We start from the raw sequence: 25453 nt of genomic DNA, 5'->3' as shown, positions 1-25453 counted from the left end.
CTCAGGACGTCAGCTCCGCGTACAGCGCGCGCGTGGTGTCGGCGATCGCACCCCAGCTGAACTCGTCGCGGGCGCGCTCCCGACCGGCCTCGCCGTAGGCCCGCGCGCGCTCCGGATCGGAGGTCACCTCGGTGAGCACGCCGGCGAGATCGGCGATGTAGCGCTCCGGGTCCACGGGGGTTCCCGTGCCGTCCTGCAGCTGCTCGATCGGCACGAGCCGCCCGGTGACGCCGTCGGCGACGACCTCGGGGATGCCCCCGGTCGCCGTGCCGACCACCGCTGCCCCGCATGCCATCGCCTCGAGGTTCACGATGCCCAGCGGCTCGTAGACCGACGGGCAGACGAAGGTCGTCGCGGCCGTGAGGATCGCCGAGAGCTCGTCGCGCGGCAGCATCCGCTCGATCCAGACGACACCGTCGCGGGTCTGCTGCAGGAGCTTCACGCCCTCCTGCACCTCGGCCATGATCTCGGGAGTGTCCGGGGCGCCGGCGCAGAGGATCAGTTGCACCTCAGGGGGCAGCAGACGAGCGGCCTGCAGCAGGTAGGGCAGGCCCTTCTGCCGGGTGATGCGTCCGACGAAGACGACGGACGGACGAGCGGGGTCGATCCCGACGGATTCGAGGAAGGCGGGGTTCTGCACCGGCCGCCACCGTTCGACATCGATCCCGTTGTGGATCACGCGCACCTTGGCCGGGTCGACCGACGGGTAGCTGCGCAGGATGTCCGCGCGCATCCCTGCGCTCACCGCGATGACCGCCGCCGCATTCTCGTAGGCGAGCTTCTCGATGCCACTCGACACCGCGTATCCACCGCCGAGCTGCTCGGCCTTCCATGGGCGCAGCGGCTCGAGGCTGTGTGCGGTGAGCACGTGAGGGATCCCGTGCAGTTGGGAGGCGATGTGCCCGGCGAAGTTCGCGTACCAGGTGTGACTGTGCACGAGGTCGGCGTCGGAGATGGCCGAGACGATCTCGAGATCCGTGCCGAGCGTCTGCAGAGCGGCGTTCGCGGAGGCGAGTTCCGACGGCGTCCGATACGCGAAAGTACCCGCCTCATCACGCGGAGAACCGAAGGCTCTGACCTGTACATCGATATTCTCCCGCAGGGCCGTGACGAGCTCGGCGACGTGGACGCCCGCACCTCCGTAGATCTCCGGCGGGTATTCCTTCGTGATCATCTCGACGCGCATGTCTAGACGGTAGTGACTCACTTGTCCAGATGCTAGTTCGCCGGGCCGATTCGCCTCTATGGTGGGTGCATGTCCGCACCAAAGAAGATCTTCGGCATCATCCTCGCCGGCGGCGAGGGAAAGCGTCTCATGCCCCTCACAGCCGATCGCGCGAAACCTGCAGTGCCCTTCGGCGGACAGTACCGATTGATCGATTTCGCGATCTCGAACCTCATAAATTCGGGGCTTCGTCAGGTCGTCGTCCTCACGCAGTACAAGTCGCACAGCCTCGACCGGCACATCTCGCAGACGTGGCGCATGTCAGCACTGCTCGACTCGTACGTCACCTCGGTGCCCGCGCAGCAGCGACTCGGCAAGCGCTGGTTCTCCGGCTCCGCCGACGCGATCCTCCAGAGCCTCAACCTGATCAACGACGAGAAGCCCGACATCGTGGTCGTGATCGGCGCCGATCACGTGTACCGCATGGACTTCCGTCAGATGCTCGAGGCGCACATCGAGTCCGGCGCCAAAGCCACCGTCGCCGGCATCCGCCAGCCGCTCTCGATGGCGTCGCAGTTCGGCGTGATCGATGCAGACACCGAGACCGGACGCATCAAGCAGTTCCTCGAGAAGCCGACCGACATCGCCGGCCTCGAGGACTCCCCGCACGAGGTGCTCGCCTCGATGGGCAACTACATCTTCGACGCCGACGCTCTGATCGCCGCCGTCGAGGCCGACGGCGAATCGCCGACCTCCGGGCACGACATGGGTGGCGACATCGTGCCGTACTTCGTCGACCGCGGTGAGGCCGGCTACTACGACATGAAGCAGAACGACGTCCCGGGTTCCTCTCCCCGCGATCGTTCGTACTGGCGCGACGTGGGTACCATCGACTCGTTCTTCGACGCCCACATGGATCTGATCTCGACGCTGCCGATCTTCAACCTCTACAACATGGAGTGGCCGATCCATTCGCAGGCCGTGAACTCGCCGCCCGCGAAGTTCGTGCGCGACTCGGTGGGCCGCATCGGCAACGCGATCGACTCGATCGTGTCGCTCGGGTCCGTGCTGTCGGGGACACATCTCGAACGCAGCGTCGTCGGGCCGTGGACCCTCGCTGGCGGCGGTTCCACGATCACCGACTCCGTCGTCTTCGACGGGGTGCGGGTCGGAGCGGGTTCGCGAGTGCATCGCGCGATCCTCGACAAGAACGTGGTCCTCGCCGACGGCGCGACCGTGGGCGTCGACCGAGAGCGCGATCTCGCCCGGGGGTTCACCGTGACGGAGTCGGGCATCACCGTGGTCGGCAAGGGCCTGTTCATCGAACGGTGACCGGGCCATCTGAGTCCCGCACCGCACGTCGACGAGCGCAGCTGTCGATACGCTGGGGGCGTGACTGCTGCGCGCTTCCTCGTCGTCCTCGATGCTGATTCCACACTCATCCGCAATGAGGTGATCGAACTCATCGCCGACGAAGCTGGGCGTCGCGACGAGGTGCAGGCGGCCACGGAGGCCGCGATGCGCGGCGAGATCGACTTCGCGACGAGTCTACGGTCGCGGGTCGCAGCCCTCGAGGGCGTACCGGTGTCAGGTTTCGCCCGGGTGCTCGCCCGCATCGAGCCGACGCCCGGCGTCCGTGAGCTGACGGCCGCCGTCCATGAACGCGGTGGTGTCGTCGGTGTCGTGTCCGGCGGTTTCCACGAGATCCTCGACGACGTCGCCCCCGGTCTCGGCGTGGACCGCTGGCGCGCGAACCGCCTGGAGGTCACCGACGGCGCGCTCTCGGGTCGGGTCGACGGCGAGATCGTCGATGCCGCCGCCAAGGCCGCATCGCTGCTCGCCTGGGCGGACGAGCTCGGAGTGCAGCGCCACGCGACGATCGCGATCGGCGACGGAGCCAACGACCTGCAGATGATGTCGGTCGCCGGGCTCGGAGTCGCGTTCAACGCGAAGCCTGCCGTGCGCGCCGCCGCAAGCCTGGTCGTCGGTCCTCAGAACCTGTCCGAGGTCATCGCCCTGCTGCCGTAGCGGATGTCCGAAGCCCGGTCTATCGTCGGGCCATGGACATCATCCTCATCCCGGGCCTGTGGCTCGATGCCTCGAGCTGGAACGACGTCACGACCGAACTCGAGCGCGCCGGTCACACGGTTCATCCGCTCACGATGCCGGGCGTCGGAGCACCCGCGTCGGAATCGTCCGAGATCGGCATCTCCGAGTGGGTCGACGCCGCCGTGGCCGCGATCGATGCGGTCGGACGCCAGGTCGTGGTCGTCGGTCACAGCGGCGGAGGCAATGTCGCGTGGGGGGTCGCGGACGCACGCCCCGAGGCCGTGGCCAGAGCGGTGTTCGTCGACACTGTGCCTCCACCGTCGGGTTTCGGCATCAGCGAGTTCGAGGTCTTCGACGGCGTCGTGCCTTTTCCCGGCTGGGACTTCTTCCCCGCCGAAGACGTCGAGGATCTCGACGAAGACACCCGCTCGCGCACCGCGCCCCTCACACGAAGCGTGCCGGCCAAGGTGCCGACCGATGAGATCGCACTCGGTCCAGGGGCCCGGCATTCCGTCCCCGTGACGCTGCTCATGGGCGCCATGGACCTCGAGACCCTCGAGTCTGAGCTCGAGCAGTGGGGCCCGTACGCCGACGAGTTCCGGGCGATCGCTGACGCCGAGGTCGTGCGCATCGGCTCAGGTCACTGGCCGCAGTTCTCGATGCCGAGCCGGCTCGCCCAGCTCATCGATGCGGCGGTCACCCGCCGCTGACGCAGCGAGTCGGCTCAGTGCCCCATTCCGAGTCCGCCGTCGACCGGGATGACGGCACCGGAGATGTATCCCGCGTCGTCGCCGGCGAGCCACGTGACCACAGCCGCGACCTCGTCGGGAGTGGCGAAGCGACCTGCCGGGATGTTCGCCTTGTACTGCTTCTGTGTCTCTTCGGGGAGCTCAGCCGTCATGTCCGTCTCGATGAAACCGGGGGCGACGACGTTCGCAGTGATGCCGCGGCCGCCGAGCTCGCGGGTGAGCGATCGTGCGAAGCCCACCAGTGCGCTCTTCGACGCCGAGTAGTTCACCTGCCCGGCCGAGCCGTAGAGACCGACGACGCTCGAGATCAGGATCACGCGGCCGAAGCGCGCGCGCAGCATCCCCTTCGATGCGCGCTTGACGACGCGGAAGGTGCCGCCGAGGTTGGTGGCCACGACGCTGTCGAAGTCGTCCTCACTCATACGCAGGAGCAGCGTGTCCTTCGTGATACCCGCATTGGCGACGACGATCTCCACGGGTCCGAGCTGCTGCTCGACCTCGGTGAACGCCGCATCGAGCGCAGCGGCATCGGTGACGTCTGCGCGCACCGTCAGGGTGCCCTCCGGGCCTTCACCACTGCGTGCGGTGACGGCGACGCGGTACCCGTCACGGACGAATCGCTCGGCGATCGCACGGCCGATGCCGCGGTTGCCTCCGGTGACGAGGACGACGCGAGAACTCATTTTCCACTCCTGATCTGGCCGGTGGGGGTCGGGCCGGGTCGTCATCGATCCTACCGATGATGCCGCGTGCGTCCCGCGACGTTTGACAGCGCCTTCCCGGACTGGGACGCTGAACCCGACGAAAGGGCATCACCGTGAGCGACAACAGCATCCCCACCTCCCCGGGCGGCGAACAGCCGGCTCCCCCGCCCGCGCCACCGCTCGCGCCCGCACCGCCCGCGTATCCCCACCAGGCCGCCCCGGCGCAGCCGCCCCAGATCTACCCCGGCACCGCGCCCACGCAGCAGACCCAGGCATACCCGGGCGCCGCGCCGACGCAGGCGTACCCCGGCGCCGCGCCGACGTTCTCACCCGCCCAGCAGCCCTACGGCGCGGCTGCCGTCCAGCCCTACGGCACAGCCTCTCAGCACCCGCAGTACTCCGCGCCCGGTCAGCCCGGTGCCGGGTACCTCGCCTACGCCGCTCCGGTCTACGCCGCTCCGCGCCCGGCGAGCGGGCTCGCGATCACATCGCTGATCTGCGGCATCGCCGGTCTGGTCCTGTTCTGGGCGGTGATTCCCATGGTCGCGTCGATCGTCGCCGTGATCACCGGGCACATGGCTCTGCGGCAGACGAAGAACAACCCGGCCATCGGCGGCCGTGGTCTGGCCTTCGCCGGGCTGATCATGGGCTACATCATGGTCGCGGTCCTCGCGATCACGATCGTCATGACAGTCGTCAGCTTCGCGTTCTTCGGCGCCTTCACGCTGCCGTTCATCTTCTCGTCCTGACAGGTCGCGGGGCACCCCGGCGCCCCCTCACCGGCGTAGGCTTGTCTCATCGTGAAGAGCAAACCGCTGGTTCCTGCTGTCACCTCGCTGCCGCAGTCGCTGCAGGCCGAGGCTGATCACCGTGTCCGCCGTTATGCACTGACGATGACGATCCGCATCGTGTGCTTCGCACTCATGATGTTCGTCCAGCCCTATGGCTGGTACACCTGGGTCTTCGCACTCGCCGCCGCCGTCCTGCCGTACATCGCCGTGGTCTTCGCGAACGCGGGCAGCGACAGCACGGAGACGACCGCGGAGTCGCCGGTGCAGCAGATCGAGGCTCCGATCGCCACGACCCCGACGCCCGTCGAGACGATCACGGATCCCGGGATCATCATCATCCACGAGAGCCGCCAGGATCGCGAGTGAGTGGACTGGAGTGCTCGCGGGCCGGATGCCGGTCCGCGGCGACCATGCAGGTGGTGTGGCGCAATCCGCGCATCCACGCGGCTGACCGCGAGAAGGTCTGGCTCGCGTGCGATGAGCATGTCGGCTTCCTCCGCGACTATCTGGCAGCGAGAGACTTCCCCGTGACAGTGAGAGATGGTGTCCCCTCATGAGTGCCCGGATGGGTCGTTGGACCGTGTACGTGCTGATCGCGATCGGCTTCGCCATCGCCTGCGCTTTCCTGTCGCACTGGCAGTTCGATCGGAATGAGAACCGATCGGAGCAGATCGCACTCGTCGAGAAGAACTACGACGCGGATCCCGTGCCGCTCGCAGAGCTCATCGGCACCGATGGCGAGCTCGACCCCGGCGACGTGTGGCATCCGGTGGTGCTCACCGGGGAGTACCTCGACGACGAGCAGCTGCTGGTGCGCAACCGACCGCATGGCGGCACGAGCGCGTTCGAAGTGCTGGTGCCGTTCCGCGACGTCGACGGTCGCGTGTTCATCGTCGACCGCGGGTGGGTGCCTCCGGGTGACGGCGATGCCCCCGATGCGGTGCCGGCTCCCCCGAGCGGCGAGGTCGAGGTCATCGTCCGGCTGCGCCCGGGTGAGCAGCTCCCTGCGTCCGGGCGAGGCGCCCCTGAGGGCCAGGTGCCCACGATCAACCTGCCTTCGATCGCCGAACTGGTCGGCGGCGATGTCATCACGAGCGCGTACGGACAGATCGTCAGCGAGAATCCTGCCGGCGAAGGGACACTGGGCGGGTTCGACTCCCCCACCGATGATCCAGGCCCGCATCTCTCGTATGCGATCCAGTGGATCCTGTTCGCGCTGATGGGCTTCGTGTTCATCGGCTACATCATCCGGACCGAGATCGTGAAGCACCGCGAAGAGGTCGAGGGCATCCCCGCGCCGGTGAAGAAGTCTCGGCGACGGGACCAGGATGCCGATGTCGAAGACGAGCTCCTCGACGCCCGCTGACGCGAATCAGACGGAGCGGATGCTGCTCTGTCCAACCACGGTGCCGCCGACGGTCGTTCGAGACCACTCCGCTCCGGCGGCCTCATAGATGACGCGCGTGTGTCGCCGGTCTCTCGAGCCCTGCCAGAACTCGATGCGGGTGGGGACGATCCGCCACAGCACCCAGTCGCCGTCGGCGATGTCCGTCTGCGCTGACGCGGAGCGTGCGGCGAGATCGGCGGCGCTCTCCTCGGCCGTGGCTTCCTCCACCCGACCGCGCACCCGCACAGCCCGCACCTGCGGCTGCCACCAGAAGTTCAGCGCCGCGGCAGGGGCGGCGGCGAGCTGGGCACCCTTGCGCGACGATCTGGTACTCGCGAACGCCCACCCCCGGTCATCGATCCGCTTCAGGATGAGGGTGCGCGCGTCCGGGATCCCGTCGGCGTCCACGGTCGCGAGGGTGACGGTGTGCGGCTCGGCCACCCCGGCATCCGATGCGGCCCGCAACCATTCGGCGAAGAGCGCGCTCGGTTCATCCGGCAGCACATCGAGATCCCACTCCGGAGCTGTTCCGGTGAGGGCATGCCTGCCCCTCAGCCAGTCGTTGAGCGAGCGGAGGTGCGAGTCGAGTTCGTGTGTCACGCTCTCGACTATGCCACCGACCGCGGACGACGCAGGTCAGGCGAGCTCGATCAGGTCCTGGTAGTCCTGGCTCCAGATGTCCTCGACGCCGTCCGGGAGGATCAGCACGCGCTCGGGGTTGAGCGACTGCACCGCCCCGGGGTCGTGCGAGACGAGCACGACGGCACCCTCGTAGTGGGCGAGCGCGCCGAGGATCTCCTCGCGCGACGCGGGGTCGAGGTTGTTGGTCGGCTCATCGAGCAGCAGCAGGTTGGCGGACGACACGACCAGCGTCGCAAGCGACAGGCGCGTCTTCTCTCCACCGGAGAGGACTCCGGCAGGCTTCAGCACGTCATCCCCGGTGAAGAGGAACGAGCCGAGCACCTTGCGCGCTTCCATCTCGGTGATGTGCGGAGCCGCCGACACCATGTTCTCGAGCACCGAGCGGTTCACGTCGAGGTTCTCGTGCTCCTGCGCGTAGTAGCCGACCTTGAGCCCGTGGCCGGGCTCCAGCTGTCCGGTGTCGGGCTTGTCGACCCCCGCGAGCATCCGCAGCAGCGTCGTCTTGCCGGCACCGTTGAGTCCGAGAACGACGACCTTCGAACCGCGGTCGATCGCGAGGTCGACGTCGGTGAAGATCTCGAGCGAGCCGTACGACTTCGAGAGTCCGGTCGCCATCATCGGCGTCTTCCCGCACGGAGCAGGCTTCGGGAAGCGCAGCTTCGCGACCCGGTCTTCCTGGCGGACGTCATCGAGCCCGGCGAGCAGCTTCTCGGCACGAGCGATCATCTGGTGAGCGGCGGCAGCCTTCGATGCCTTCGCCCCGAAGCGGGCCGCCTGCAGCTGCAGTGTGGTGGCCTTCTTCTCGGCGTTGGCGCGCTCCTTCTTGCGACGCTCCTCGTCGGCCACCCGCTGACGCAGGTAGTTCTTCCAGTTCATGTTGTACGTGTCGATGACCTGGCGGTTCGCATCGAGGTAGAACACGCGGTTGACGGTCTCGCCGACGAGCTCGACGTCGTGGCTGATCACGATCAGCCCGCCCTTGTAGTTCTTGAGGAACTCACGCAGCCACACCACGCTGTCGGCGTCGAGGTGGTTGGTCGGCTCGTCGAGGATCATCGTCTCGGCGTCGGAGAACAGGATGCGGGCCAGCTCGATGCGGCGCCGCTGGCCACCGGACAGCGTCGACAGCGGCTGGTCGAGGATGCGGTCGGGCAGCGAGAGGTTGTTCGCGATGGATGCGGCCTCGGCCTCGGCCGCGTATCCCCCCTGCGCCTCGAACTGCTCGGTGAGACGCGCATAGCGCTTCATGGCCTTGTCGGCCACAGCCGGGTCATCCGACCCCATCGCCATCGACGCCTCGGTCATCCCCAGGTTGAGCTGACCGAGCCCACGCGCGTCGAGGATGCGCGTGCGCGCCAGGTCTTCGGGGTTGCCCGAACGAGGGTCCTGCGGCAGATAGCCGAGCTCTCCCGAACGGGTCACGTTGCCGCCCGACGGCAGGACATCACCGGCGAGCACCTTGGTGAGCGTGGTCTTGCCTGCACCGTTGCGGCCGACGAGACCGATCTTGTCTCCGTCGCTCACACGGAACGACACGTTCTCCATAAGGAGGCGTGCGCCCACGCGGATCTCGAGTTCGTGCACGGCAAGCACAGCGGGATGTCCGTTCGTTCAAGGGGAATCGGCCGAGCGGCCAAACTCCCAGTATAGATCGCTCGGCTGGATGTTCAGTCGAAGTAGAGCTGGTGGTGCATCCGGCATCCCGGATTGAACCCGGCGGAGCACTTCGGGCACCCGTGCACCTCGAGGTACTCGTGGATGCTCAGCAGCGCTCCGCACACACCGCACAGGATCGCCGGCGTCTCGCGCTCATCGAGCGCCCACTGCCGGGCGTCGTGGTCGGCGATCGCCTCGTGACACAGATGACACGGGTACCAGTCACCGCAGCAGGCGAACTGGAGCGCGATCACATCGAGCGGACCGTGATAATGCTCACAGCGGGTCTCGCCGTCGACCATGACTCCGTGCACCGTGGTCTCACCGACGCGCGCCACGCGGTCGCCCGATCTACCTCTCCAGGGGGATGCGGTCGATACCTCAGGGTGATGCCCCACGTGCCACCTGCTTCCTAGCCTTCTGGGGTGGATGTTATCAACGACCTCATTCTGCAGACCGTCTCGTCGCCCTGGCTCTACCTCGTCCTGCTCACGGTGACCGTCGTCGACGGGTTCTTCCCACCCGTGCCGAGTGAGACCGTGCTCGTGGCCGCGGCAGCGGTGCTCGCGTCGACGGGAGAATTCTGGGCGCTGGTGCCGCTCGGCCTGATCGCCGCCCTCGGGGCTGCGATCGGCGACAACATCGCCTTCGCGCTGGGGCGCCGGCTGGGTACCACCAGATGGGCCTGGATGCGGCGTCCCCGCGTGGCCTCCACGTTCGCCCATGCCGAGCGCGCACTCCACGATCGCAGCGCCGCCCTCATCCTCGGTGCCCGCTACATCCCGGTCGGCCGGGTCGCCGTGAACATGTCCGCGGGCGCCCTGCACTTCCCCTGGCGGCGGTTCGTGCCCCTGAGCATCGTGGCGGGGATCAGCTGGAGTGCACTGAGCCTCGTGATCGGGCTGCTGGCCGGCTCGTGGGTCACCGATCAGCCACTGGTCAGCGCCGGGATCGGGATCGTCGTGGCACTCGCCATCGGGCTGATCATCGACCGAGTCATGGCCATCCGCCGACGACATGCACCCGTTGCGCAACTGGCAGGATGACAGTCATGGCACGACCTCGGCCGCGCACCGCGCGCGCTTCCCGCATCAACCGCCGCACCGCCGCCCTGGCGGCACTCGGCGCTGCGTGCCTCGTGCTGTTCGCCGTGCTGGTGCCGATCCACACGGTTCTCTACGGCACGTCCCTCCCCCTGTCGTTCATTCTGGGCGCCGCGCTCTGCGGATCGCCGCTGTTGGCGCTGACCCACCCCCGATGGGCGATCGCGGCGTTCTGCGCGTCCGCCTTCACACTTCCCCTGCTCGTCGTACCGACGCTCGCGACCGAGTCGCCGTGGCCGTGGTCGGTGCCTGCGCTCTTGACCTTCGTGCTGTTCGTCGGTGTCGTGACCTTCATGCACGGCGCCAGGCTCGGCGCGTTTCCTCTCCTGATCGGCGCCATCCTCTCGCTCACGTCTCCCCTGCTGCGCCCGGAGATCGTCGCCACAGCGCCCACTGCGGGCAGCGCGACCGCCGACCTGATCGTCACCACTTCGGTCGCCGCAGCGATGTTCCTGGTCGCCATCCTGGTCGCCGGCCGGGTGCGCGTGTCGGCCGAGCTCACGCGCGAGCGCGAGCACTCCGCGCTCGAAGAGTCGCGCCGCGCACTCGTCGAGGAGCGCACCCGCATCGCCCGTGAGCTCCACGACGTGATCGCGCACAGCATGTCGGTGATCCAGGTGCAGGCGTCCACGGCGCGATACCGTCTTCCCGAGATCGGCGACGCCGCGTCCGCCGAGTTCGACAGCATCGCGGCGACCGCCCGGGAGTCCCTCACCGAGATGCGACGGATGCTCGGCGTCCTGCGCACCGAGGATCAGACGGCCGAGCTCGCCCCGCAGCAGCGCATCGACGACATCCCCGCACTCGTCGACACCATACGACGGGCGGGAGTCACCGTCGGACTGGAGATCACCGGCGCCGCGGCCGACGCGCCGCAGGCCGTGCAGATCGCCGCGTTCCGGATCGCGCAGGAGGCTCTGAGCAACGCGGTGCGGCACGCCTCGGGGGCAGCGGTGACCGTCCGGGTGCAGGCGGATGCCGACGCGGTCCGCATCCGCGTACGCAACGGCCGCGCCTCCGCACCGCCTGCGCCGACCGGCGGCGGATACGGACTCCGCGGCATGCGTGAGCGCGTCGAACTGCTCGGGGGCAGCTTCACGGCCGGGCCGACGACCGATGGAGGCTGGGAGATGGCGGCCTCGCTGCCACTCCACGACCCGGATCGGCACACCCGCACCACTGCATCCCTGGAGGAGACCCCGTGACCATCAGCGTCCTGATCGCCGACGACCAGGCCATGGTCAGAGCGGGCTTCGCTGCTCTCCTCGACGCCCACGAGGGCATCCGCGTCGCTGGTCAGGCGGCGAACGGCGCCGAAGCCGTCACCCTCGCCGCCCGCCTCGACCCCGACGTCATCCTGATGGACGTGCGGATGCCCGAGCTCGACGGCATCGAGGCGACCCGGCGCATCCTGGGACCCGGGTATCCCGCAGCCCATGTGCCGCGCATCCTCATGCTCACCACCTTCGACATCGACGACTACGTCTATGACGCGCTGGAGGCCGGTGCGAGCGGGTTCCTGCTGAAGGATGCCCTCCCCGAAGAGCTCGTCCACGCGGTGCGCGTGGTCGCCGGTGGCGACGCGCTGCTCGCGCCGAGCGTGACGCGGCGGATGATCGAGCAGTTCGCCGGCCGTCGGCCGCGCACGCCTCGGGCCGCCGCCGCTCTGGCCGACCTCACCGAACGCGAGCGCGAGGTGCTGGTGCTGATCGGCCGCGGTCGTTCCAACAGCGAGATCGCGGGCGACCTCTTCATCGCCGAGCAGACGGTCAAGACCCACGTCGGCAAGGTTCTCGCCAAGCTCGGGTTGCGCGACCGCGTGCACGCCGTGATCCTCGCGTACGACACCGGGCTCGTCGAGCCCGCGCAGTGACCGTCGGCGAGAGATCACCCCGCGGTAGGGGTACGGACAGCCCCATGGGTTGATCCCCCACCCGACACCGTCTTCGTACGCTCCTCGGACACCCCATCCGAGGAGGAACGATGACCATCGTCGAGGCATCCCCGCTCACCGCTCAGCCGAGTCCGCTGCCGGGCGGTCGAGACACCGCGATCGACTTCCTGCGTGCACTCTGCGTCGTCGGCGTCGTGCTGCTGCACGCGATCATGGTGGGTGTCACCGTCATCGATGACGCCCCCGTCTTCGAGAACGCCAGCGACGGCACCGCGTGGATCGTGCCGGTGAGCTGGATGCTGCAGGTCATGCCGCTGTTCTTCATCATCGGCGGCTTCGCCGGCTTCCTCGCCCACCAGCGGCAGAGAGAGCACGGCAGCACCGCATCCGGCTTCGTGGCCGCTCGCGTGCACCGACTCCTCCGGCCGGCTGTGTTCGCGATCGGGATCGTGGGCACCGCGCTCGCGATGCTGAGCCTCGCGGGAGTGCCGGCAGAGCTCGTGGTGGTCGCGGGGTTCCGCTACGGTCAGCCACTCTGGTTCCTCGGGGTTTTCCTGCTCTGTCAGGCCCTGCTCCCGATGTTGGCGGCCGCGCACGGCAGGGCCCCCAGGTCGACCTTGGCGGCGCTGGTGGCGGCATCACTCGCTGTCGACGGGCTCCGAGCGCTGACGGGCGTGGACGGTCTGGGGTTCCTGAACCTCGCCTTCGTATGGCTCGCACTGCAGCAGACCGGATTCTTCCTCGCGGACAGAACGATAGAGCGACTGAGCAGGCGCTGCAGAATCGTCTGCGGCGCAGCGGCGGCGACAGCGCTCGTCGCGACGTTCATCGGCGGCGTCTACCTCCCCGACCTCATCGCCAACATCAACCCGCCCACCGGAGCGCTCCTGCTCGTCGGCGCCGTGCACTTGAGCGCCGTGTCGCTGTTCCGGGACCGCATCGAGGCGTTCAGCCGCCGGCCGCGGGCGGCGGCCTTCGCCGCGTTCGTCAACCGTCGCACCATGACGATCTACCTCTGGCACATGCCCGTGCTTCTCGGCATGGCCGGGTTCTCGGCTGCGGCAGCGCTGGTCACGGGCCTGGCGCTCCCCGAACCGAGCAGCATCGCCTGGTGGCTCTCCCGTCCGGTCTGGCTCGCGACAGCGTTGGCCCTCACCGCTGCGGTCGCGGTCGCGTTCGCCCGCGTCGAGACCCGGCCGTCTCCCGTGCTGGCGGAGTCGCCTCGCCGCGTCATCGGCGCTGTGGTAGCAGGGCTCACGGCTGTGGTCCTGCTGCTGGTGCTCGGAACGACCGTGCCGACTGCGACCGTCGCCGTGATCGGAATGCTCTGGGCGCTGCGACTGGCGAGACCGTCACACCAGACCGCGAGCGGCAAGAGCGTCGCCCACATCGTCCGCGTGGCGTAGCGTGCGGACGAGAAGCGGCACGACACCTCGCACCCTCAGCCGGACCCCTCGTGCCCGCTGCGCGTCCCTGACCTCGCCGGCGAACGATGCCACGACGGGAATCATCGTGATCGTGAGGGAGATCGTCATCGAGACGGCGTCGGCGTCGACACCCAGGCGGCGCAGCGGCAGGAGCATCCTGTGCAGCACGCCGAGCAGATCGCCCATCCGCGTCGTGATGGTGAGCAACGAGGCGAGCAGCACGAGCGAGAGGACACGTGCGGTGCTGAGCCAGGCCGCGAGCGGCGAGACGAAGATCCACAGCGCTGCTCCGAGTACGAGTACGAGCCAACGGAGACGCCACACCTCAGCGGCCAGCACGTGAATCGGCAGACGAGCGAGGGCGAAGAGGGCGCACGTGCCGATCAGGGTGACGCCGATGCTCCAGCCGTCGTGCGGATAGGCAGACAGACCGATCGCGAGCGCGGCGAAGATCGCGAGCTTGACCCCCGCAGACATCCGATGGACGATGCTCGTGCCCGGCCTGTACATCTGGATCATCGGCTCAGGTCTCGGTAGGCGGCGACCACGACACCCGGCTCACCGGCGGCCACGACGGCTCCGTCGTCGAACAGCACCGCCTGATCGCAGCGCGCTGCGAGCTCGAGATCATGCGTGACGATGACCACCTGCGCCGTCTGCGCGAGCAGGAGGTCCGCGATGCGCGCGGCATTGCGCAGATCGAGGAGCGTCGTCGGCTCATCCGCGACGATCAGCTCCGGTTGCGTGATCAGCACCGATGCGAGTGCGAGGAGCTGCTTCTGACCACCGGAGAGGTCCGACGCGGCGACATCCGCACCATCCGTGAGTCCGTGTTCGGCGAGTGCGGCGGTCACTCGCGCATCGACCTCGGCCCGGGGCAGGCCCCGCAGCGACAGCGCGAGATCCTCAGCCGGTGTCGGCATCAGGATCTGAGCCTGCGGATCGGTGAACACGAAGCCGACGCGTCGACGCAGCGCCGCGACGTCACGTCGAGTGTCGAGGCCGCACACGCTCACGCTCCCGGACGTCGGCGTGACGAGTCCGTTGAGCAGCCGCGCGAAGGTCGACTTGCCCGATCCGTTCGCGCCGATGACCGCGATACGCCGCGCCGTGAGATCGACGCTGACGTCGCGGAGGATCCGCCGACCGTCGCGCTCGACGATCACACCGTCGAGCGCGATCCGCCGGATGCTCGTCTCAGACCGCACGGACGGGTGCCGACAAGACAGAGCCGCGAGAGCCGAATGCCCTCGGGTATGCGCGCCGCAGCGCGAGCGTCAGGGCCACGGCAGCTGCCGCCTTGAGCAGATCCCCCGGGAGGAACACGAGAGCCGCCACAGCTGTCGTGGTCAGGTCGAGGCCGAGTACCCACGCCGTCACGGGGATCCCGCACAGATAGACGACCAGGATGCCGCCGATCACCGTTCCGAGCGCGATGCGCCACCAGGTGAGCCTGCCTCGATGCACGATCAGTCCGATCACGACGACTCCGGCCACCCACCCAAGCAGATACCCGGCTGTGGGGCCGACGAACACGCCGAGGCCCCCGCGCCCTCCGGCGAGCACCGGAAGACCGACGGCCGCCAGGGCGAGCACGAGCAGGACCGAGAGCGGCGCGAGCCGCGGGCCGAGGACGGCGCCGGCGAGCATCACCCCGAGAGTCTGCGCGGTGATGGGCACTCCGCCGGGGATGGGTATCGTCACCATTCCGAGAACCACGATGAGGGCGGCGAAGATCGCCACTCTGGCCAGTTCGCGACCGAGGTCGCCTCGCTGCTGCGTCATGTCCGACACCTTCCTGAACGCTGTTCACCTGAACGGTGTTCACTATAGTGAGAACATGAGTCCCGATCACAACTCGACCCGCCATGATCGCGACGGCGTCGCGCGTGCCGCGCTGGCGCTCCTCGACGAGGTCGGGCTCGCCGACCTCTCGATGCGTCGGATCGCGAGCAGGCTCGATGTGCAGCCGAGCGCCCTCTACTGGCACTTCTCCAGCAAGCAGGAGCTCCTCGCAGAGCTCGCCGACCGGATCACCTCGACGATCCCTTCTGACGCTGCAGATGTGCTGACCACCGCACGCAGCATCCGCGATGCGCTCTTCACCCACCGAGACGGAGCCGAGCTGGTGCTCAGCACGTACGCGCTGCAGCTCGGTTCCTCGCACGCGCAGGCCGCTCTCGAACGATCCCTGCGACGGCAGGGATCCGCGGATGCCGACGAACGGGCGGTCGCGCTCCTGCATTTCATTCTCGGCCACGCGACGCTCGTGCAGCAGCGCATGCACGCCGACAGCCATGGAGCCCTTCCCGCAGGAGAAGCCGTCGACGTCACCTCCGGCCTCGACCGCATCTTCGACCTGGGCGTGACCGGCCTGGCCGCAGGCACCGTCGACGACGGGATCAGCGAGCGACAGCTCCGGCCGTGACCCGGCAGAGCACTGCGTCCCGCATCGTCGCGGTCACCTGGCGACGAGCGCCGCGATCCGCTCGATGGCTTCGGTGATGATCTCCGGACTCGTGCCGAAGTTCAGCCGCACATGGCCCCTGCCCTCGTCGCCGAAGGCGGGACCGAAGTGCAGGGCGACCTTCGCCTCCTTCAGGATCCGACGAGCGGGGTTCTCACCCCAGCCGAGACCCGAGAGGTCTATCCAGGCCAGATACCCGGCATCCGGAATGCGATAACGCGCCTCCGGGAGCCGCGCGGCCAGCAGATCCTCGAGCAGCACACGATTCCGGTCGAGCGTTCGCAGCAGACCGTCGAGCCACTCGTCGCTCTCCTCCGAGAAGGCCGCGACCGCGGCGAGCAGACCGAACTGCCCGGTGCGCCACTCGACTTCGATCGGAAGACCGCGCACGACGGCGCAGGTCGCATCGGCGGCCGTGACCATGAGAGCGCACTTGAGGCCGGCCAGGTTGAAGGCTTTGCTCGCGCTCACGACCGCGTAACCGACACGCTCGGCGGCGTCGCCCGCGTCGAGGAACGGGGTGAACGGCGTGCCGGGCTGGACCAGCGGCGCGTGGATCTCGTCCGACACCACGGCAGCGCCGAACTCGTCGGCGATCTCCGCCAGCGCGACGAGAGAGTCTCGGCTGTGCACGGTACCCGAGGGGTTGTGCGGGTTGCAGAGCAGGATCGCGGTCGCGCCGTCCTCGAACGCGGCGCGGATGCCGTCGAGATCCAGCTCCCACGCCGTGCCCGTGTCTCGCAGCGGAACCCGCTGCACCTCGGCGCCCGCCTCCGAGACGAGATCGTAGAACGGCGGATACACGGGAGGCGTCACGACGACGCGCTCCCCCGGCTGCGTGACGCGCCTGAGGATCTCGACGATGCCCATGCTCACGTCCGCGGTGCTGCGCATCCGCGCAGGGTCGACGCTCCAGCCGAATCTGCGCCGAGCGAATGCGGCATACGCAGAGGCCAGCGGCGTCCTCGACGCGACATACCCCGTGTCGCCCGACTCGACGGCCCGGTGAAGGGCCGTCGAGATCGCGGGTGCGAGCGGGAAATCGGTCTCGGCGACGAACAGAGGAAGCACGTCGGCGGGATACTCCCGCCACTTCTCGCTGCTGCGCTCGCGAAGCTCGGCCAGGGGCAGAGCCGTGACCTCGAGCATCCTCAGATGGCGAAGCCGAGGGCGCGCATCATGTCGCGGCCGTCGTCGGTGATCTTCTCCGGGCCCCACGGCGGCATCCACACCCAGTTGATGCGGAAGCGATCGACGACGTTGTCCAGAGCCTGTGCGGTCTGGTCTTCGAGCACGTCGGTCAGGGGGCAGCCGGCACTGGTCAGCGTCATGTGGATGACGAGAGCATCGTTCTCGTCATCCCACGCGAGGTCGTAGATGAGGCCGAGGTCGACGACGTTGATCCCGAGCTCCGGGTCCATGACGTCCTTGAGAGCCTCGGTGACCTCGTCGTACTTCTCGTCCGTGAGGGTGGCTGTCATGCGAATCAGCCTACGCCTCGATGGGGGCTGCGGGGTCGAGGAAACGGTCGTATCCCTCGTCCTCGAGCCGGTCTGCGAGCTCCGGGCCACCCTCTTCGACGATTTTCCCGGCGACGACCACGTGCACGAAGTCGGGGCGGATGTAGCGGAGGATGCGCGTGTAGTGCGTGATGAGCAGAACGCCGAGACCGGTCGACTCCTTGGCGCGGTTGACGCCCTCGGAGACGATCTTCAGCGCGTCGACGTCGAGACCCGAGTCGGTCTCGTCGAGGATCGCGAACTTCGGCTTGAGCACCTCGAGCTGGAGGATCTCGTGGCGCTTCTTCTCGCCACCGGAGAACCCCTCGTTGACGTTGCGCTGCGCGAACTTGGGGTCCATGCGCAGGTTGGCCATGGCCGCCTTGACGTCCTTGGTCCAGCCGCGGATCGCCGGCGCTTCTCCGTCGAGTGCCGTCTTGGCCGTGCGGAGGAAGTTCGTCACCGTCACACCGGGGATCTCGACCGGGTACTGCATCGCGAGGAAGAGGCCGGCGCGAGCGCGCTCGTCGACGCTCATCTCGAGCACGTCCTGGCCGTCGAAGGTGATCGAACCGGAGGTCACCGTGTACTTCGGGTGGCCGGCGATCGTGTACGCGAGGGTCGACTTGCCCGAGCCGTTGGGGCCCATGATCGCGTGCGTCTCACCCGTGTTCATGGTGAGGTTGATACCGTTGAGGATCGGGGTGGTCCCCGCCTCGGTCTCGACCGTCACATGCAGGTCGCGGATTTCAAGAACAGACATTCAGACTTCCTTCGTCACAGTCGGGTCGATGAGCACGTCGTCGCCGTCGATCTCGACGACGTAGACCGGAACGGGCTCATAAGCGGGGAGATTCTGGGGCTTGCCGGTGAGCAGTGAGAATGCGGAGCCGTGGGCCCAGCACTCCACCGTGTCACCCTCGACGAAGCCCTCGGCGAGAGAGATGTCGCCGTGCGTGCAGGTGTCTCCGATGGCGTGGATGACGCCTTCGGAGTCCTTGATCACGGTGATCGGGACACCGTTGGGCTCGACGCGGATCGGCATGTCCTGCTCGAGTTCCGCGACGCCGCACACGCGCTCGGCGCTCACGCGTTCACCTCGGCAAGCTCCGTCTCGATCGCGTCGAGCAGCTCGGTCTCCAGCGCCGGGATACCCAGGCGCTGGACGATGTCGGTGAGGAAGCCGAGCACGACGAGGCGGCGTGCTTCCTCTTCGCTGATGCCCCGCGCCTGCAGGTAGAACAGCTGCTCGTCGTCGAAACGACCGGTCGCGCTGGCATGGCCGGCTCCGAGGATGTCTCCGGTCTCGATCTCGAGGTTCGGGATCGAGTCGGCGCGAGCGCCCTCGGTGAGCACCAGGTTGCGGTTCGCCTCGTACGAGTCGGTGCCCGTCGCGTCGGCGCCGATCAGCACGTCACCGATCCAGACACTGTGCGCGCCCTCGCCCTGGAGAGCACCCTTGTAGAGCACGTCGCCCTTCGTGTGCGCTCCCTTGTGGTGCAGGTACACCTGACTCTCGAGGTGCTGACCCGCATCGGCGTAGGACAGACCGTAGAGATAGCCCTCGGATCCGGCGCCCGCGAGCTCGACGCTCGGGTTCACGCGCACGACGCCGCCGCCGAAGCTGATGACGAAGTGCTTGAGGGTGGCATCCGCATCGACACGCGCCTGGTGCGCCGAGGTGTGCACAGCCGCGTCCTGCCACTGCTGCAGGCTGATGACGGTGAGCTTCGCCCCGTCGCGCACGATGATCTCGACGTTCTGCGAGTACTGCGCGGCACCGGTGTGCTGGAGCACGACGGTGGCCGAGCTGTGCTCGAGCGCCTCGATCACGATGTGGGCGTCGGCGCGCAGCTCGGCACCGAGACCGTCGATCGACACGAGGATCGGCTCCGCGACCTCTTCTTCACGAGGGATGCGGATGTGCAGCGCCTCGGGAGAACCCTGCCAGGCGACAGCCGCGGTGATGTCCTCGGCGAGGAAGACCTCTCCGCGCGGTGCGTCGCCAGCGGCGAGCGGGGCGGAGACGTACTGCTCGCCGGCGCCGAACGTGTAGCGCACTCCCTCCGCAGAGCCCGCGACCTCGAAGAGGGGCGAGAGCTTCGCGACGGGTGTGTGCTTCCAATTGACCTCGCGGCCCGTGGGCGAGCCGAAGTCAGCGGGTTCGAAAGAATGCGGGCGCTCTGAACGGGTCTGCACCGGAACGAATCCGGCGTCGGCGACCTGTGCGGCCGGGTCGACATGCGCGCTCGAATGATGCGACGCCGTCGGCGTCGTCGTCTGGGCCGTCATCTCAGCCGACCGATCCTTCCATGCCCATTTCGATGAGCTTGTTCAATTCCATCGCGTACTCCATGGGCAGCTCGCGAGCGATCGGCTCGATGAAGCCGCGCACGATCATCGCCATCGCCTCGTCCTCGGGCATGCCGCGGGACTGGAGGTAGAAGAGCTGCTCCTCGCTGACCTTCGAGACCGTGGCCTCGTGGCCGAGCTGCACGTCGTCGACGCGGATGTCGATCGCCGGATAGGTGTCGGAGCGAGACTTGGTGTCGACGAGCAGGGCGTCGCAGCGCACGGTGTTCGCAGAGTGGTGCGCGTTGGCGTCCACTCGCACCTCGCCACGGTATCCGGCACGTCCCCCGCCACGCGCGATCGACTTCGAGACGATCGACGACTGCGTGTAGGGAGCCATGTGGATCATCTTCGCGCCGGCATCCTGGTGCTGACCGGGACCGGCGAAGGCGACCGAGAGGGTCTCGCCCTTGGCGTGCTCGCCCATCAGGTAGATCGACGGGTACTTCATCGTCACCTTGGAGCCGATGTTGCCGTCGACCCACTCCATCGTCGCGCCCTCGTGCGCGACCGCACGCTTGGTGACGAGGTTGTAGACGTTGTTCGACCAGTTCTGGATCGTCGTGTACCGAACGCGCGCGTTCTTCTTCACGATGATCTCGACGACGGCCGAGTGCAGGGAATCCGACTTGTAGATCGGAGCCGTGCAGCCCTCGATGTAGTGGACGTAGCTGTCCTCGTCGGCGATGATCAGGGTCCGCTCGAACTGGCCCATGTTCTCGGTGTTGATGCGGAAGTACGCCTGCAGCGGGATCTCGACGTGCACGCCCTTGGGGACGTACACGAACGATCCGCCCGACCACACGGCGGTGTTCAGCGCGGCGAACTTGTTGTCGCCGGCCGGGATCACCGTGCCGAAGTACTCCTCGAAGAACTCGGGGTGCTCGCGCAGAGCCGTGTCGGTGTCCATGAAGATGACACCCTGCTCTTCCAGGTCCTCGCGGATCTGGTGGTAGACGACCTCGGACTCGTACTGAGCCGCGACGCCGGCCACGAGACGCTGGCGCTCGGCCTCGGGGATGCCGAGGCGCTCATACGTCTCACGGATCTCCGCGGGCAGGTCCTCCCAGGACTGCGCCTGCTTCTCCGTGGAGCGCACGAAGTACTTGATGTTGTCGAAGTCGATCTCGCTGAGGTCGGCGCCCCAGGTCGGCATCGGCTTGCGTCCGAAGAGCTGGTATCCCTTGAGACGGGTCTTCAGCATCCATTCGGGCTCGTGCTTGAGCGCCGAGATCCCGCGGACCACCTCTTCGGAGATCCCGCGCTTGGCGATCGCTCCGGCGGCGTCCTCATCATGCCATCCGAATTCGTACACCCCCAGGCCATCGAGCTCCGGGCGGTCGATCAGCACATCCGACATCACACACTCTCCTCACAGGTCCCAAAACGGTGTAATCCGCCCCGACACACCTGATCCCCGTCGAGTCTGCGGGAGCGGGTGCCGTTGGTGGGCCCTCATCACCGGCGCTGTCATCGCGCCTAAACTGTTAGTGATGGTGCAGCGCGGTCAGCGCTCATCACAACAATCCGATTCTACAGGTTCCGCCTGAAGACAGGGCCGCTCGCCGTGTCCGCCGCGGTTCGGAGAGACTAATGCCCCATCCATCGATCGCCTCCCCCACCAATGCACCGGCCGCGCCCTCGACGCAGGCCGCTCTCTGGGGGCGCGCGCTGCGGATCTCCGCCTGGTTGTCGTTCCTCGCCCAGACGATCATCATCGGCACGGGCGGCGCCGTGCGGCTCACCGGGTCGGGTCTCGGATGCTCGGAGTGGCCGCTCTGCACGCCCGAGTCCCTCGTTCCGATCTATGCCGATCAGGGCATCCACGGGCTCATCGAGTTCGGCAACCGGGTGATGACGGGCGTCGTCGGCATCATCGCACTCGCCGTCCTCCTGCTCGTGCTGGCACGAGTCGGAGGCAGAGGCCTGGTGTTCTCCGCGCTGCGATTCGCCGCGAGCGGCATCGTGGCCGCCGGGATCGTCTTCGGTCTCGTCTCGCTCTTCTCGCTTCCCGCCACGCCGTTCGCGATGGCGGCGCTGCTCGTCACGGTGATCGCGGCGATGGTCCGTTCGGTCCGGCTCTCGTCGGAGCGGCGCGACCTCGTCGTCCTCGCATGGATCGTCCTCGTCGGAGTGGTCGCGCAGGCACTCGTGGGCGGGATCACCGTCCTCACTGGCCTCAACCCGTTCATCGTCGGGTTCCACTACGTCTCGTCGCTGCTGCTCGTATGCGTCACCGCGGCCTTCCTGGCGAGGCTCTACGCCGCGGTCGGACCCCGCGTGAGCGCCGTCCCGACGTGGTTCGCCATCCTCAGTCACGTCACCGGCCTCGCTCTCGCCGTCACGATCCTCTTCGGAGTCCTGACGACGGGCTCGGGACCCCACTCGGGTGATGCCGACGTGTTCCGTCACGGATTCGATGCCACGATCCTCGCCCACGTGCACTCGTGGCCCGGCTACATCCTCGCCGCCCTCGTCGCCGCTCTGACGATCTCCGCGTGGGCGCTTCGCCTCGAACCGCGCAAGTGGCTGCTCGTGCTCGTGCTCGCGATCGTCGTGCAGGTGGGCGTCGGCATCTGGCAGGCACGTGAAGGCCTCCCGCCGCTCCTCGTGGGCATCCACATGGTGCTGGCCTCTCTGTCCGCTGCGACCTACACGGTCGTGGTGCTGCACCTGAAGAAGCCCGTCGCCGCTCAGGACTGAGCACGATCGCCGGTCACATGGTCGGCACAGTGGATGCATAGCTGCGACATCAGAGGCTCATCAGTTCGTCGTGCACCGTGGCTGACATGAACAAGTCACTGACACGCAGCATCGGCTTCTGGCTCCTCCTCGTGCTCTCGCTCGCCTCGGCCGGCGTCGGCGGATGGCTGATCGCCGGACAGATCGGCACCATGACGAGCACGCTGCTGGACGGCACCGCCACGGGCATCGAGGTCTATGTGGGCCAGTCGCTCGTCGTGGTCGGCGCGGCGCTCCTGGGCGCCGGCGTCCTCGGCCTCCTGATCGCGATCGCTCTCAGCGCGGTGCAGGCACTCATGCCCTCGGCCGCACCCGTCGTCGTGGAGCCCATCGATTGGACCGCGGAGTCGGACGACGCCGGAGAGGCCGAGACCGTGGTCGACTCCGCGACCGCGCACAGCGCGACTGACCTGTCGGATGCCAGCGAGTCAGCCGACGAGATCGACGAGACCGGGGAAGCTCAGAACGGAAGCAGCGGATCGACCGCGACGGCCACGAAGATCAGCGTCAAGTAGGTGATCGAGGCGTGGAAGACCCGCATCGGCCGCGCCTCGTTCCCCCGCACAGCCTGGTTGTACAGGCGGTGCGACTCGTAGATGAACCAGCCGCCGAACACGAGGGCGGAGACGGTGTAGACGAGGCCCATGTTCGCGATGGGGATCAGCAGCAGCGAGCAGGCGATGGTCGCCCAGGCGTACAGTATGACCTGGAGGCCGACCTGCGAGGCGTTGCGGGTCACGCCGAGCATGGGCACGTCGACATCGTCGTAGTCATCCTTGTACTTCATCGACAGAGGCCAGTAGTGCGGCGGCGTCCAGAGGAAGATCAGGGCGAAGAGGATGAACGCCGGCCAGTCGAGCGAACCGGTGACGGCCGCCCAGCCGATGAGCACCGGGAAGCATCCGGCGATGCCGCCCCAGATGATGTTCTGTTCGGTGCGGCGCTTGAGGATCATCGTGTAGATCACGACGTAGAAGAAGATCGCGGATGCCGACAGCGTCGCTGCCAGCCAGTTCGTCGTGAACCAGAGCCACACCGTCGAGAGCACGGCGAGCGTCCACGAGAAGATGAGCGCTCCGCGCGGAGTGATCTCCCCCGTCACGAGCGGACGATTCTCGGTGCGATGCATGTGGGCGTCGATGTCACGATCGAGGTACATGTTGAACGCCGCAGCGGAGCCCGCGCTCAACGAGCCGCCGATGACGGTCGCCAGCACCAGCCACATGTCGGGCAATCCGCCCTGTGCCAGGAACATCACCGGAACCGTGGACACCAGCAGCAGTTCGAGGACGCGCGGCTTGGTGAGGGCGACGTACGCCTTCACGGTACGACCGATGGACTTCTTCACAACGGTCTGATCAGACATCGTCGAGATCTCGATCGCCTCCTCCACACGCGTCACGACAGCGTTTCCCAGTCTAGGGCACGCCGGACGCCGGGCCCGCCCTCCTCATGAGTCGTGACGGGCGATGACAGGGACCCGCCCGAGAGGAGGACACCGCGTTCCAGTCGATCTGATCCGCAGTTCCAACCAGCGGGCGACACGGTCGAAGATCATGGAATTCCTGGGTCGGTGACGCGTTGTAAGAAGGGGTAACGGGTCACACCACGGCGCTATGCTGAAATGACTCGCGCGCCCGGCGCACATCACACACCCCCTCACAGTTGCGGTCTGCGATCGTGCTCTCCGGACGCTCTCGAACAGTTGCAGAAGGGCTTCACAGTGTCGGAATTGCAGTGGGATGAGATCGACCGACGTGCGGTGGACACCGCCCGTCTTCTGGCAGCGGATGCCGTGGAGAAGGTCGGCAACGGCCACCCCGGCACCGCGATGAGCCTCGCTCCGGCCGCGTATCTCCTCTACCAGCGGGTTCTCCGCCACGACCCGACCGACACCGACTGGCTCGGCCGCGACCGCTTCATCCTCTCGGTCGGACACTCCTCGCTGACGCAGTACGTGCAGCTCTACCTCGGCGGCTTCGGTCTCGAGCTCGACGACCTCAAAGCACTCCGCACCTGGGGCTCGCTCACGCCGGGTCACCCCGAGTACGGCCACACGAAGGGCGTCGAGATCACGACCGGCCCGCTCGGCCAGGGTCTCGCCTCGGCCGTCGGCTTCGCCTACGCCGCCCGCTACGAGCGCGGTCTGTTCGACCCTGAGGCCGCGGCGGGCACGAGCCCGTTCGACCACTTCGTCTACGTGATCGCTGGCGATGGAGACCTTCAGGAGGGCGTCACCAGCGAGGCGTCGTCGCTCGCCGGTCACCAGGAGCTCGGCAACCTCATCGCGATCTACGACTCCAACCAGATCTCGATCGAGGATGACACCAACGTCGCCTTCACCGAAGACGTCGCGAAGCGCTACGAGGCCTACGGCTGGCAGGTCCAGACCGTCGACTGGAAGAAGACCGGCGAGTACGTCGAAGACGTCGCCGAGCTGAACGCAGCCATCGAGGCCGCCAAGGGCGAGACCTCCAAGCCGTCGCTCATCATCCTCAAGACGATCATCGGGTGGCCGTCGCCCGGCAAGCAGAACTCCGGAAAGATCCACGGCTCCGCCCTCGGTGGCGACGAGCTCGCAGCGACCAAGAAGGTCCTCGGCTTCGACCCCGAGGAGCACTTCGTCGTCGCCGACGACGTGATCGCCCACACGCGTGCTCTCGCCGACCGGGCCGCCGAGACGCGCGCCGCCTGGCAGACGTCGTTCGACGCGTGGGCCGCCGCCAACCCCGAGCGCAAGGCGCTCCTCGACCGCCTCGAGGCCAAGGAGCTCCCTGCCGACATCACGTCCGCTCTCCCGGTCTTCGCCAGCGGCAAGGACGTCTC

General features: G+C 67.7%; 28 protein-coding genes and 1 pseudogene. 14 read left to right on the top strand and 15 right to left on the bottom strand.

Annotation, left to right across the window (positions count from 1 at the left end):
• Position 1: 1 nt before the first annotated feature.
• Positions 2–1186 carry a glycogen synthase gene (gene glgA, locus ACTJKH_RS14190; RefSeq protein ID WP_440737459.1) on the bottom strand — a complete coding sequence of 395 codons (1185 nt, stop codon included), beginning with the start codon at positions 1184–1186 and terminating at the stop codon, positions 2–4.
• A 69-nt stretch (positions 1187–1255) separates the two neighbouring features.
• Here glgA and glgC point away from each other — a divergent pair, with 69 nt between their 5' ends.
• The 3 genes from glgC to ACTJKH_RS14175 are packed head-to-tail and all read left to right on the top strand — an operon-like array spanning position 1256 to position 3924.
• A complete protein-coding gene (gene glgC / locus ACTJKH_RS14185) occupies positions 1256–2497 on the top strand; it encodes a glucose-1-phosphate adenylyltransferase (protein WP_210098160.1) in 1242 nt (413 codons plus the stop codon).
• 60 nt (positions 2498–2557) lie between these two features.
• Positions 2558–3193 carry a phosphoserine phosphatase SerB gene (gene serB, locus ACTJKH_RS14180; RefSeq protein WP_440737458.1) on the top strand — a complete coding sequence of 212 codons (636 nt, stop codon included), beginning with the start codon at positions 2558–2560 and terminating at the stop codon, positions 3191–3193.
• 32 nt (positions 3194–3225) lie between these two features.
• Positions 3226–3924 (top strand): alpha/beta fold hydrolase, encoded by a 699-nt coding sequence (locus tag ACTJKH_RS14175; protein ID WP_440737457.1) that lies wholly within the window; start codon positions 3226–3228, stop codon positions 3922–3924.
• Positions 3925–3938: 14 nt separating this feature from the next.
• Here the strand turns inward: ACTJKH_RS14175 and ACTJKH_RS14170 are convergent, their stop codons facing one another.
• Complete coding sequence (locus tag ACTJKH_RS14170; protein ID WP_440737456.1) at positions 3939–4646, bottom strand: beta-ketoacyl-ACP reductase; 708 nt, start codon at positions 4644–4646, stop codon at positions 3939–3941.
• Between the two features lie 134 nt (positions 4647–4780).
• Here ACTJKH_RS14170 and ACTJKH_RS14165 point away from each other — a divergent pair, with 134 nt between their 5' ends.
• From ACTJKH_RS14165 to ACTJKH_RS14155, 3 genes are all read left to right on the top strand, one after another.
• On the top strand, positions 4781–5416 hold the full coding sequence (locus ACTJKH_RS14165) for a DUF4190 domain-containing protein (RefSeq protein WP_440737455.1): 636 nt from the start codon (positions 4781–4783) through the stop codon (positions 5414–5416).
• A 51-nt stretch (positions 5417–5467) separates the two neighbouring features.
• Positions 5468–5824 carry a DUF3099 domain-containing protein gene (locus ACTJKH_RS14160; protein ID WP_440737454.1) on the top strand — a complete coding sequence of 119 codons (357 nt, stop codon included), beginning with the start codon at positions 5468–5470 and terminating at the stop codon, positions 5822–5824.
• A 187-nt stretch (positions 5825–6011) separates the two neighbouring features.
• Entirely contained in the window at positions 6012–6824 is an 813-nt protein-coding gene (locus tag ACTJKH_RS14155) for an SURF1 family cytochrome oxidase biogenesis protein (RefSeq protein WP_440737453.1), read from the top strand.
• Positions 6825–6830: 6 nt separating this feature from the next.
• Here ACTJKH_RS14155 and ACTJKH_RS14150 read toward each other — a convergent pair whose 3' ends face one another.
• From ACTJKH_RS14150 to ACTJKH_RS14140, 3 genes are all read right to left on the bottom strand, one after another.
• Positions 6831–7445, bottom strand: coding sequence for a pyridoxamine 5'-phosphate oxidase family protein (locus ACTJKH_RS14150; RefSeq protein WP_440737452.1), 615 nt, complete (start codon positions 7443–7445; stop codon positions 6831–6833).
• A gap of 36 nt (positions 7446–7481) precedes the next feature.
• Positions 7482–9080: an ABC-F family ATP-binding cassette domain-containing protein gene (locus ACTJKH_RS14145; RefSeq protein ID WP_210098166.1), complete on the bottom strand. Its 1599-nt coding sequence runs from the start codon at positions 9078–9080 to the stop codon at positions 7482–7484.
• 74 nt (positions 9081–9154) lie between these two features.
• Positions 9155–9481: a CHY zinc finger protein gene (locus ACTJKH_RS14140; RefSeq protein ID WP_440737451.1), complete on the bottom strand. Its 327-nt coding sequence runs from the start codon at positions 9479–9481 to the stop codon at positions 9155–9157.
• An 87-nt stretch (positions 9482–9568) separates the two neighbouring features.
• On the opposite strand from ACTJKH_RS14140, the gene ACTJKH_RS14135 reads away from it, so the two are divergent.
• From ACTJKH_RS14135 to ACTJKH_RS14120, 4 genes are all read left to right on the top strand, one after another.
• A complete protein-coding gene (locus tag ACTJKH_RS14135) occupies positions 9569–10189 on the top strand; it encodes a DedA family protein (RefSeq protein ID WP_440737450.1) in 621 nt (206 codons plus the stop codon).
• Between the two features lie 5 nt (positions 10190–10194).
• Complete coding sequence (locus ACTJKH_RS14130) at positions 10195–11451, top strand: sensor histidine kinase (protein ID WP_440737449.1); 1257 nt, start codon at positions 10195–10197, stop codon at positions 11449–11451.
• Positions 11448–12119 carry a response regulator gene (locus ACTJKH_RS14125; protein ID WP_440737448.1) on the top strand — a complete coding sequence of 224 codons (672 nt, stop codon included), beginning with the start codon at positions 11448–11450 and terminating at the stop codon, positions 12117–12119. Before ACTJKH_RS14130 ends, ACTJKH_RS14125 begins: the two co-directional genes overlap by 4 nt.
• Before the next feature lie 110 nt (positions 12120–12229).
• Positions 12230–13546, top strand: a complete 1317-nt coding sequence (locus tag ACTJKH_RS14120; RefSeq protein ID WP_440737447.1) for an acyltransferase family protein — start codon at positions 12230–12232, stop codon at positions 13544–13546.
• Here ACTJKH_RS14120 and ACTJKH_RS14115 read toward each other — a convergent pair.
• The 3 genes from ACTJKH_RS14115 to ACTJKH_RS14105 are packed head-to-tail and all read right to left on the bottom strand — an operon-like array spanning position 13493 to position 15352.
• Positions 13493–14077: an energy-coupling factor transporter transmembrane component T family protein gene (locus ACTJKH_RS14115; RefSeq protein WP_440737446.1), complete on the bottom strand. Its 585-nt coding sequence runs from the start codon at positions 14075–14077 to the stop codon at positions 13493–13495. The two genes, ACTJKH_RS14120 and ACTJKH_RS14115, sit on opposite strands and share 54 nt — an antisense overlap.
• Positions 14078–14082: 5 nt before the next feature.
• Entirely contained in the window at positions 14083–14775 is a 693-nt protein-coding gene (locus ACTJKH_RS14110; protein ID WP_440737445.1) for an energy-coupling factor ABC transporter ATP-binding protein, read from the bottom strand.
• Positions 14765–15352, bottom strand: a complete 588-nt coding sequence (locus ACTJKH_RS14105) for a biotin transporter BioY (RefSeq protein ID WP_440737444.1) — start codon at positions 15350–15352, stop codon at positions 14765–14767. The genes ACTJKH_RS14110 and ACTJKH_RS14105 overlap by 11 nt, the downstream gene beginning before the upstream one ends.
• A gap of 55 nt (positions 15353–15407) precedes the next feature.
• Here ACTJKH_RS14105 and ACTJKH_RS14100 point away from each other — a divergent pair, with 55 nt between their 5' ends.
• The gene (locus tag ACTJKH_RS14100; protein ID WP_440737443.1) at positions 15408–15995 is read left to right on the top strand and encodes a TetR family transcriptional regulator; all 588 of its coding nucleotides are present in this window, start codon (positions 15408–15410) and stop codon (positions 15993–15995) included.
• Between the two features lie 33 nt (positions 15996–16028).
• On the opposite strand, the gene ACTJKH_RS14095 is transcribed toward ACTJKH_RS14100, so the two are convergent.
• The 6 genes from ACTJKH_RS14095 to sufB are packed head-to-tail and all read right to left on the bottom strand — an operon-like array spanning position 16029 to position 21245.
• Positions 16029–17183, bottom strand: coding sequence for a MalY/PatB family protein (locus ACTJKH_RS14095; RefSeq protein WP_440737442.1), 1155 nt, complete (start codon positions 17181–17183; stop codon positions 16029–16031).
• 2 nt (positions 17184–17185) lie between these two features.
• Positions 17186–17515, bottom strand: coding sequence for a metal-sulfur cluster assembly factor (locus ACTJKH_RS14090; protein WP_105672990.1), 330 nt, complete (start codon positions 17513–17515; stop codon positions 17186–17188).
• Between the two features lie 10 nt (positions 17516–17525).
• Entirely contained in the window at positions 17526–18296 is a 771-nt protein-coding gene (sufC, locus tag ACTJKH_RS14085) for a Fe-S cluster assembly ATPase SufC (protein ID WP_210098171.1), read from the bottom strand.
• The gene (locus tag ACTJKH_RS14080) at positions 18297–18623 is read right to left on the bottom strand and encodes a non-heme iron oxygenase ferredoxin subunit (RefSeq protein ID WP_053096453.1); all 327 of its coding nucleotides are present in this window, start codon (positions 18621–18623) and stop codon (positions 18297–18299) included.
• Positions 18620–19825 (bottom strand): Fe-S cluster assembly protein SufD, encoded by a 1206-nt coding sequence (sufD, locus tag ACTJKH_RS14075; protein ID WP_440737441.1) that lies wholly within the window; start codon positions 19823–19825, stop codon positions 18620–18622. The genes ACTJKH_RS14080 and sufD overlap by 4 nt, the downstream gene beginning before the upstream one ends.
• A gap of 1 nt (position 19826) precedes the next feature.
• On the bottom strand, positions 19827–21245 hold the full coding sequence (sufB, locus tag ACTJKH_RS14070) for a Fe-S cluster assembly protein SufB (RefSeq protein ID WP_053096457.1): 1419 nt from the start codon (positions 21243–21245) through the stop codon (positions 19827–19829).
• 233 nt (positions 21246–21478) lie between these two features.
• On the opposite strand from sufB, the gene ACTJKH_RS14065 reads away from it, so the two are divergent.
• Positions 21479–22588, top strand: a complete 1110-nt coding sequence (locus ACTJKH_RS14065; RefSeq protein WP_440737440.1) for a COX15/CtaA family protein — start codon at positions 21479–21481, stop codon at positions 22586–22588.
• Positions 22589–22674: 86 nt separating this feature from the next.
• The gene (locus ACTJKH_RS14060) at positions 22675–23142 is read left to right on the top strand and encodes a hypothetical protein (RefSeq protein ID WP_440737439.1); all 468 of its coding nucleotides are present in this window, start codon (positions 22675–22677) and stop codon (positions 23140–23142) included.
• Here ACTJKH_RS14060 and ACTJKH_RS14055 read toward each other — a convergent pair.
• Positions 23088–24002 carry a heme o synthase gene (locus ACTJKH_RS14055; RefSeq protein ID WP_372443576.1) on the bottom strand — a complete coding sequence of 305 codons (915 nt, stop codon included), beginning with the start codon at positions 24000–24002 and terminating at the stop codon, positions 23088–23090. The genes ACTJKH_RS14060 and ACTJKH_RS14055 overlap by 55 nt on opposite strands.
• Before the next feature lie 348 nt (positions 24003–24350).
• Between ACTJKH_RS14055 and ACTJKH_RS14050 the strand changes: the two are divergent.
• Positions 24351–25453, top strand: a pseudogene (locus ACTJKH_RS14050) (transketolase); the annotation flags it as partial.

The organism is Microbacterium sp. 22215, assembly GCF_052045655.1.
GTDB lineage: Bacteria > Actinomycetota > Actinomycetes > Actinomycetales > Microbacteriaceae > Microbacterium > Microbacterium phyllosphaerae.
The sequence above is the reverse complement of the archived record's forward strand: the minus strand, read 5'-3'. Positions and strand labels throughout refer to the sequence as shown.

Bases quoted from the DNA above. Each gene is read 5' to 3' on its own strand.
- glgA (WP_440737459.1), bottom strand. From the start codon at position 1,186: ATGCGCGTCGAGATGATCACGAAGGAATACCCGCCGGAGATCTACGGA.
- glgC (WP_210098160.1), top strand. From the start codon at position 1,256: ATGTCCGCACCAAAGAAGATCTTCGGCATCATCCTCGCCGGCGGCGAG.
- ACTJKH_RS14175 (WP_440737457.1), top strand. From the start codon at position 3,226: ATGGACATCATCCTCATCCCGGGCCTGTGGCTCGATGCCTCGAGCTGG.
- ACTJKH_RS14170 (WP_440737456.1), bottom strand. From the start codon at position 4,646: ATGAGTTCTCGCGTCGTCCTCGTCACCGGAGGCAACCGCGGCATCGGC.
- ACTJKH_RS14155 (WP_440737453.1), top strand. From the start codon at position 6,012: ATGAGTGCCCGGATGGGTCGTTGGACCGTGTACGTGCTGATCGCGATC.
- ACTJKH_RS14130 (WP_440737449.1), top strand. From the start codon at position 10,195: ATGGCACGACCTCGGCCGCGCACCGCGCGCGCTTCCCGCATCAACCGC.
- ACTJKH_RS14120 (WP_440737447.1), top strand. From the start codon at position 12,230: ATGACCATCGTCGAGGCATCCCCGCTCACCGCTCAGCCGAGTCCGCTG.
- ACTJKH_RS14115 (WP_440737446.1), bottom strand. From the start codon at position 14,077: ATGTACAGGCCGGGCACGAGCATCGTCCATCGGATGTCTGCGGGGGTC.
- ACTJKH_RS14105 (WP_440737444.1), bottom strand. From the start codon at position 15,352: ATGACGCAGCAGCGAGGCGACCTCGGTCGCGAACTGGCCAGAGTGGCG.
- ACTJKH_RS14100 (WP_440737443.1), top strand. From the start codon at position 15,408: ATGAGTCCCGATCACAACTCGACCCGCCATGATCGCGACGGCGTCGCG.
- ACTJKH_RS14095 (WP_440737442.1), bottom strand. From the start codon at position 17,183: ATGCTCGAGGTCACGGCTCTGCCCCTGGCCGAGCTTCGCGAGCGCAGC.
- ACTJKH_RS14090 (WP_105672990.1), bottom strand. From the start codon at position 17,515: ATGACAGCCACCCTCACGGACGAGAAGTACGACGAGGTCACCGAGGCT.
- sufC (WP_210098171.1), bottom strand. From the start codon at position 18,296: ATGTCTGTTCTTGAAATCCGCGACCTGCATGTGACGGTCGAGACCGAG.
- sufD (WP_440737441.1), bottom strand. From the start codon at position 19,825: ATGACGGCCCAGACGACGACGCCGACGGCGTCGCATCATTCGAGCGCG.
- sufB (WP_053096457.1), bottom strand. From the start codon at position 21,245: ATGTCGGATGTGCTGATCGACCGCCCGGAGCTCGATGGCCTGGGGGTG.
- ACTJKH_RS14065 (WP_440737440.1), top strand. From the start codon at position 21,479: ATGCCCCATCCATCGATCGCCTCCCCCACCAATGCACCGGCCGCGCCC.
- ACTJKH_RS14060 (WP_440737439.1), top strand. From the start codon at position 22,675: ATGAACAAGTCACTGACACGCAGCATCGGCTTCTGGCTCCTCCTCGTG.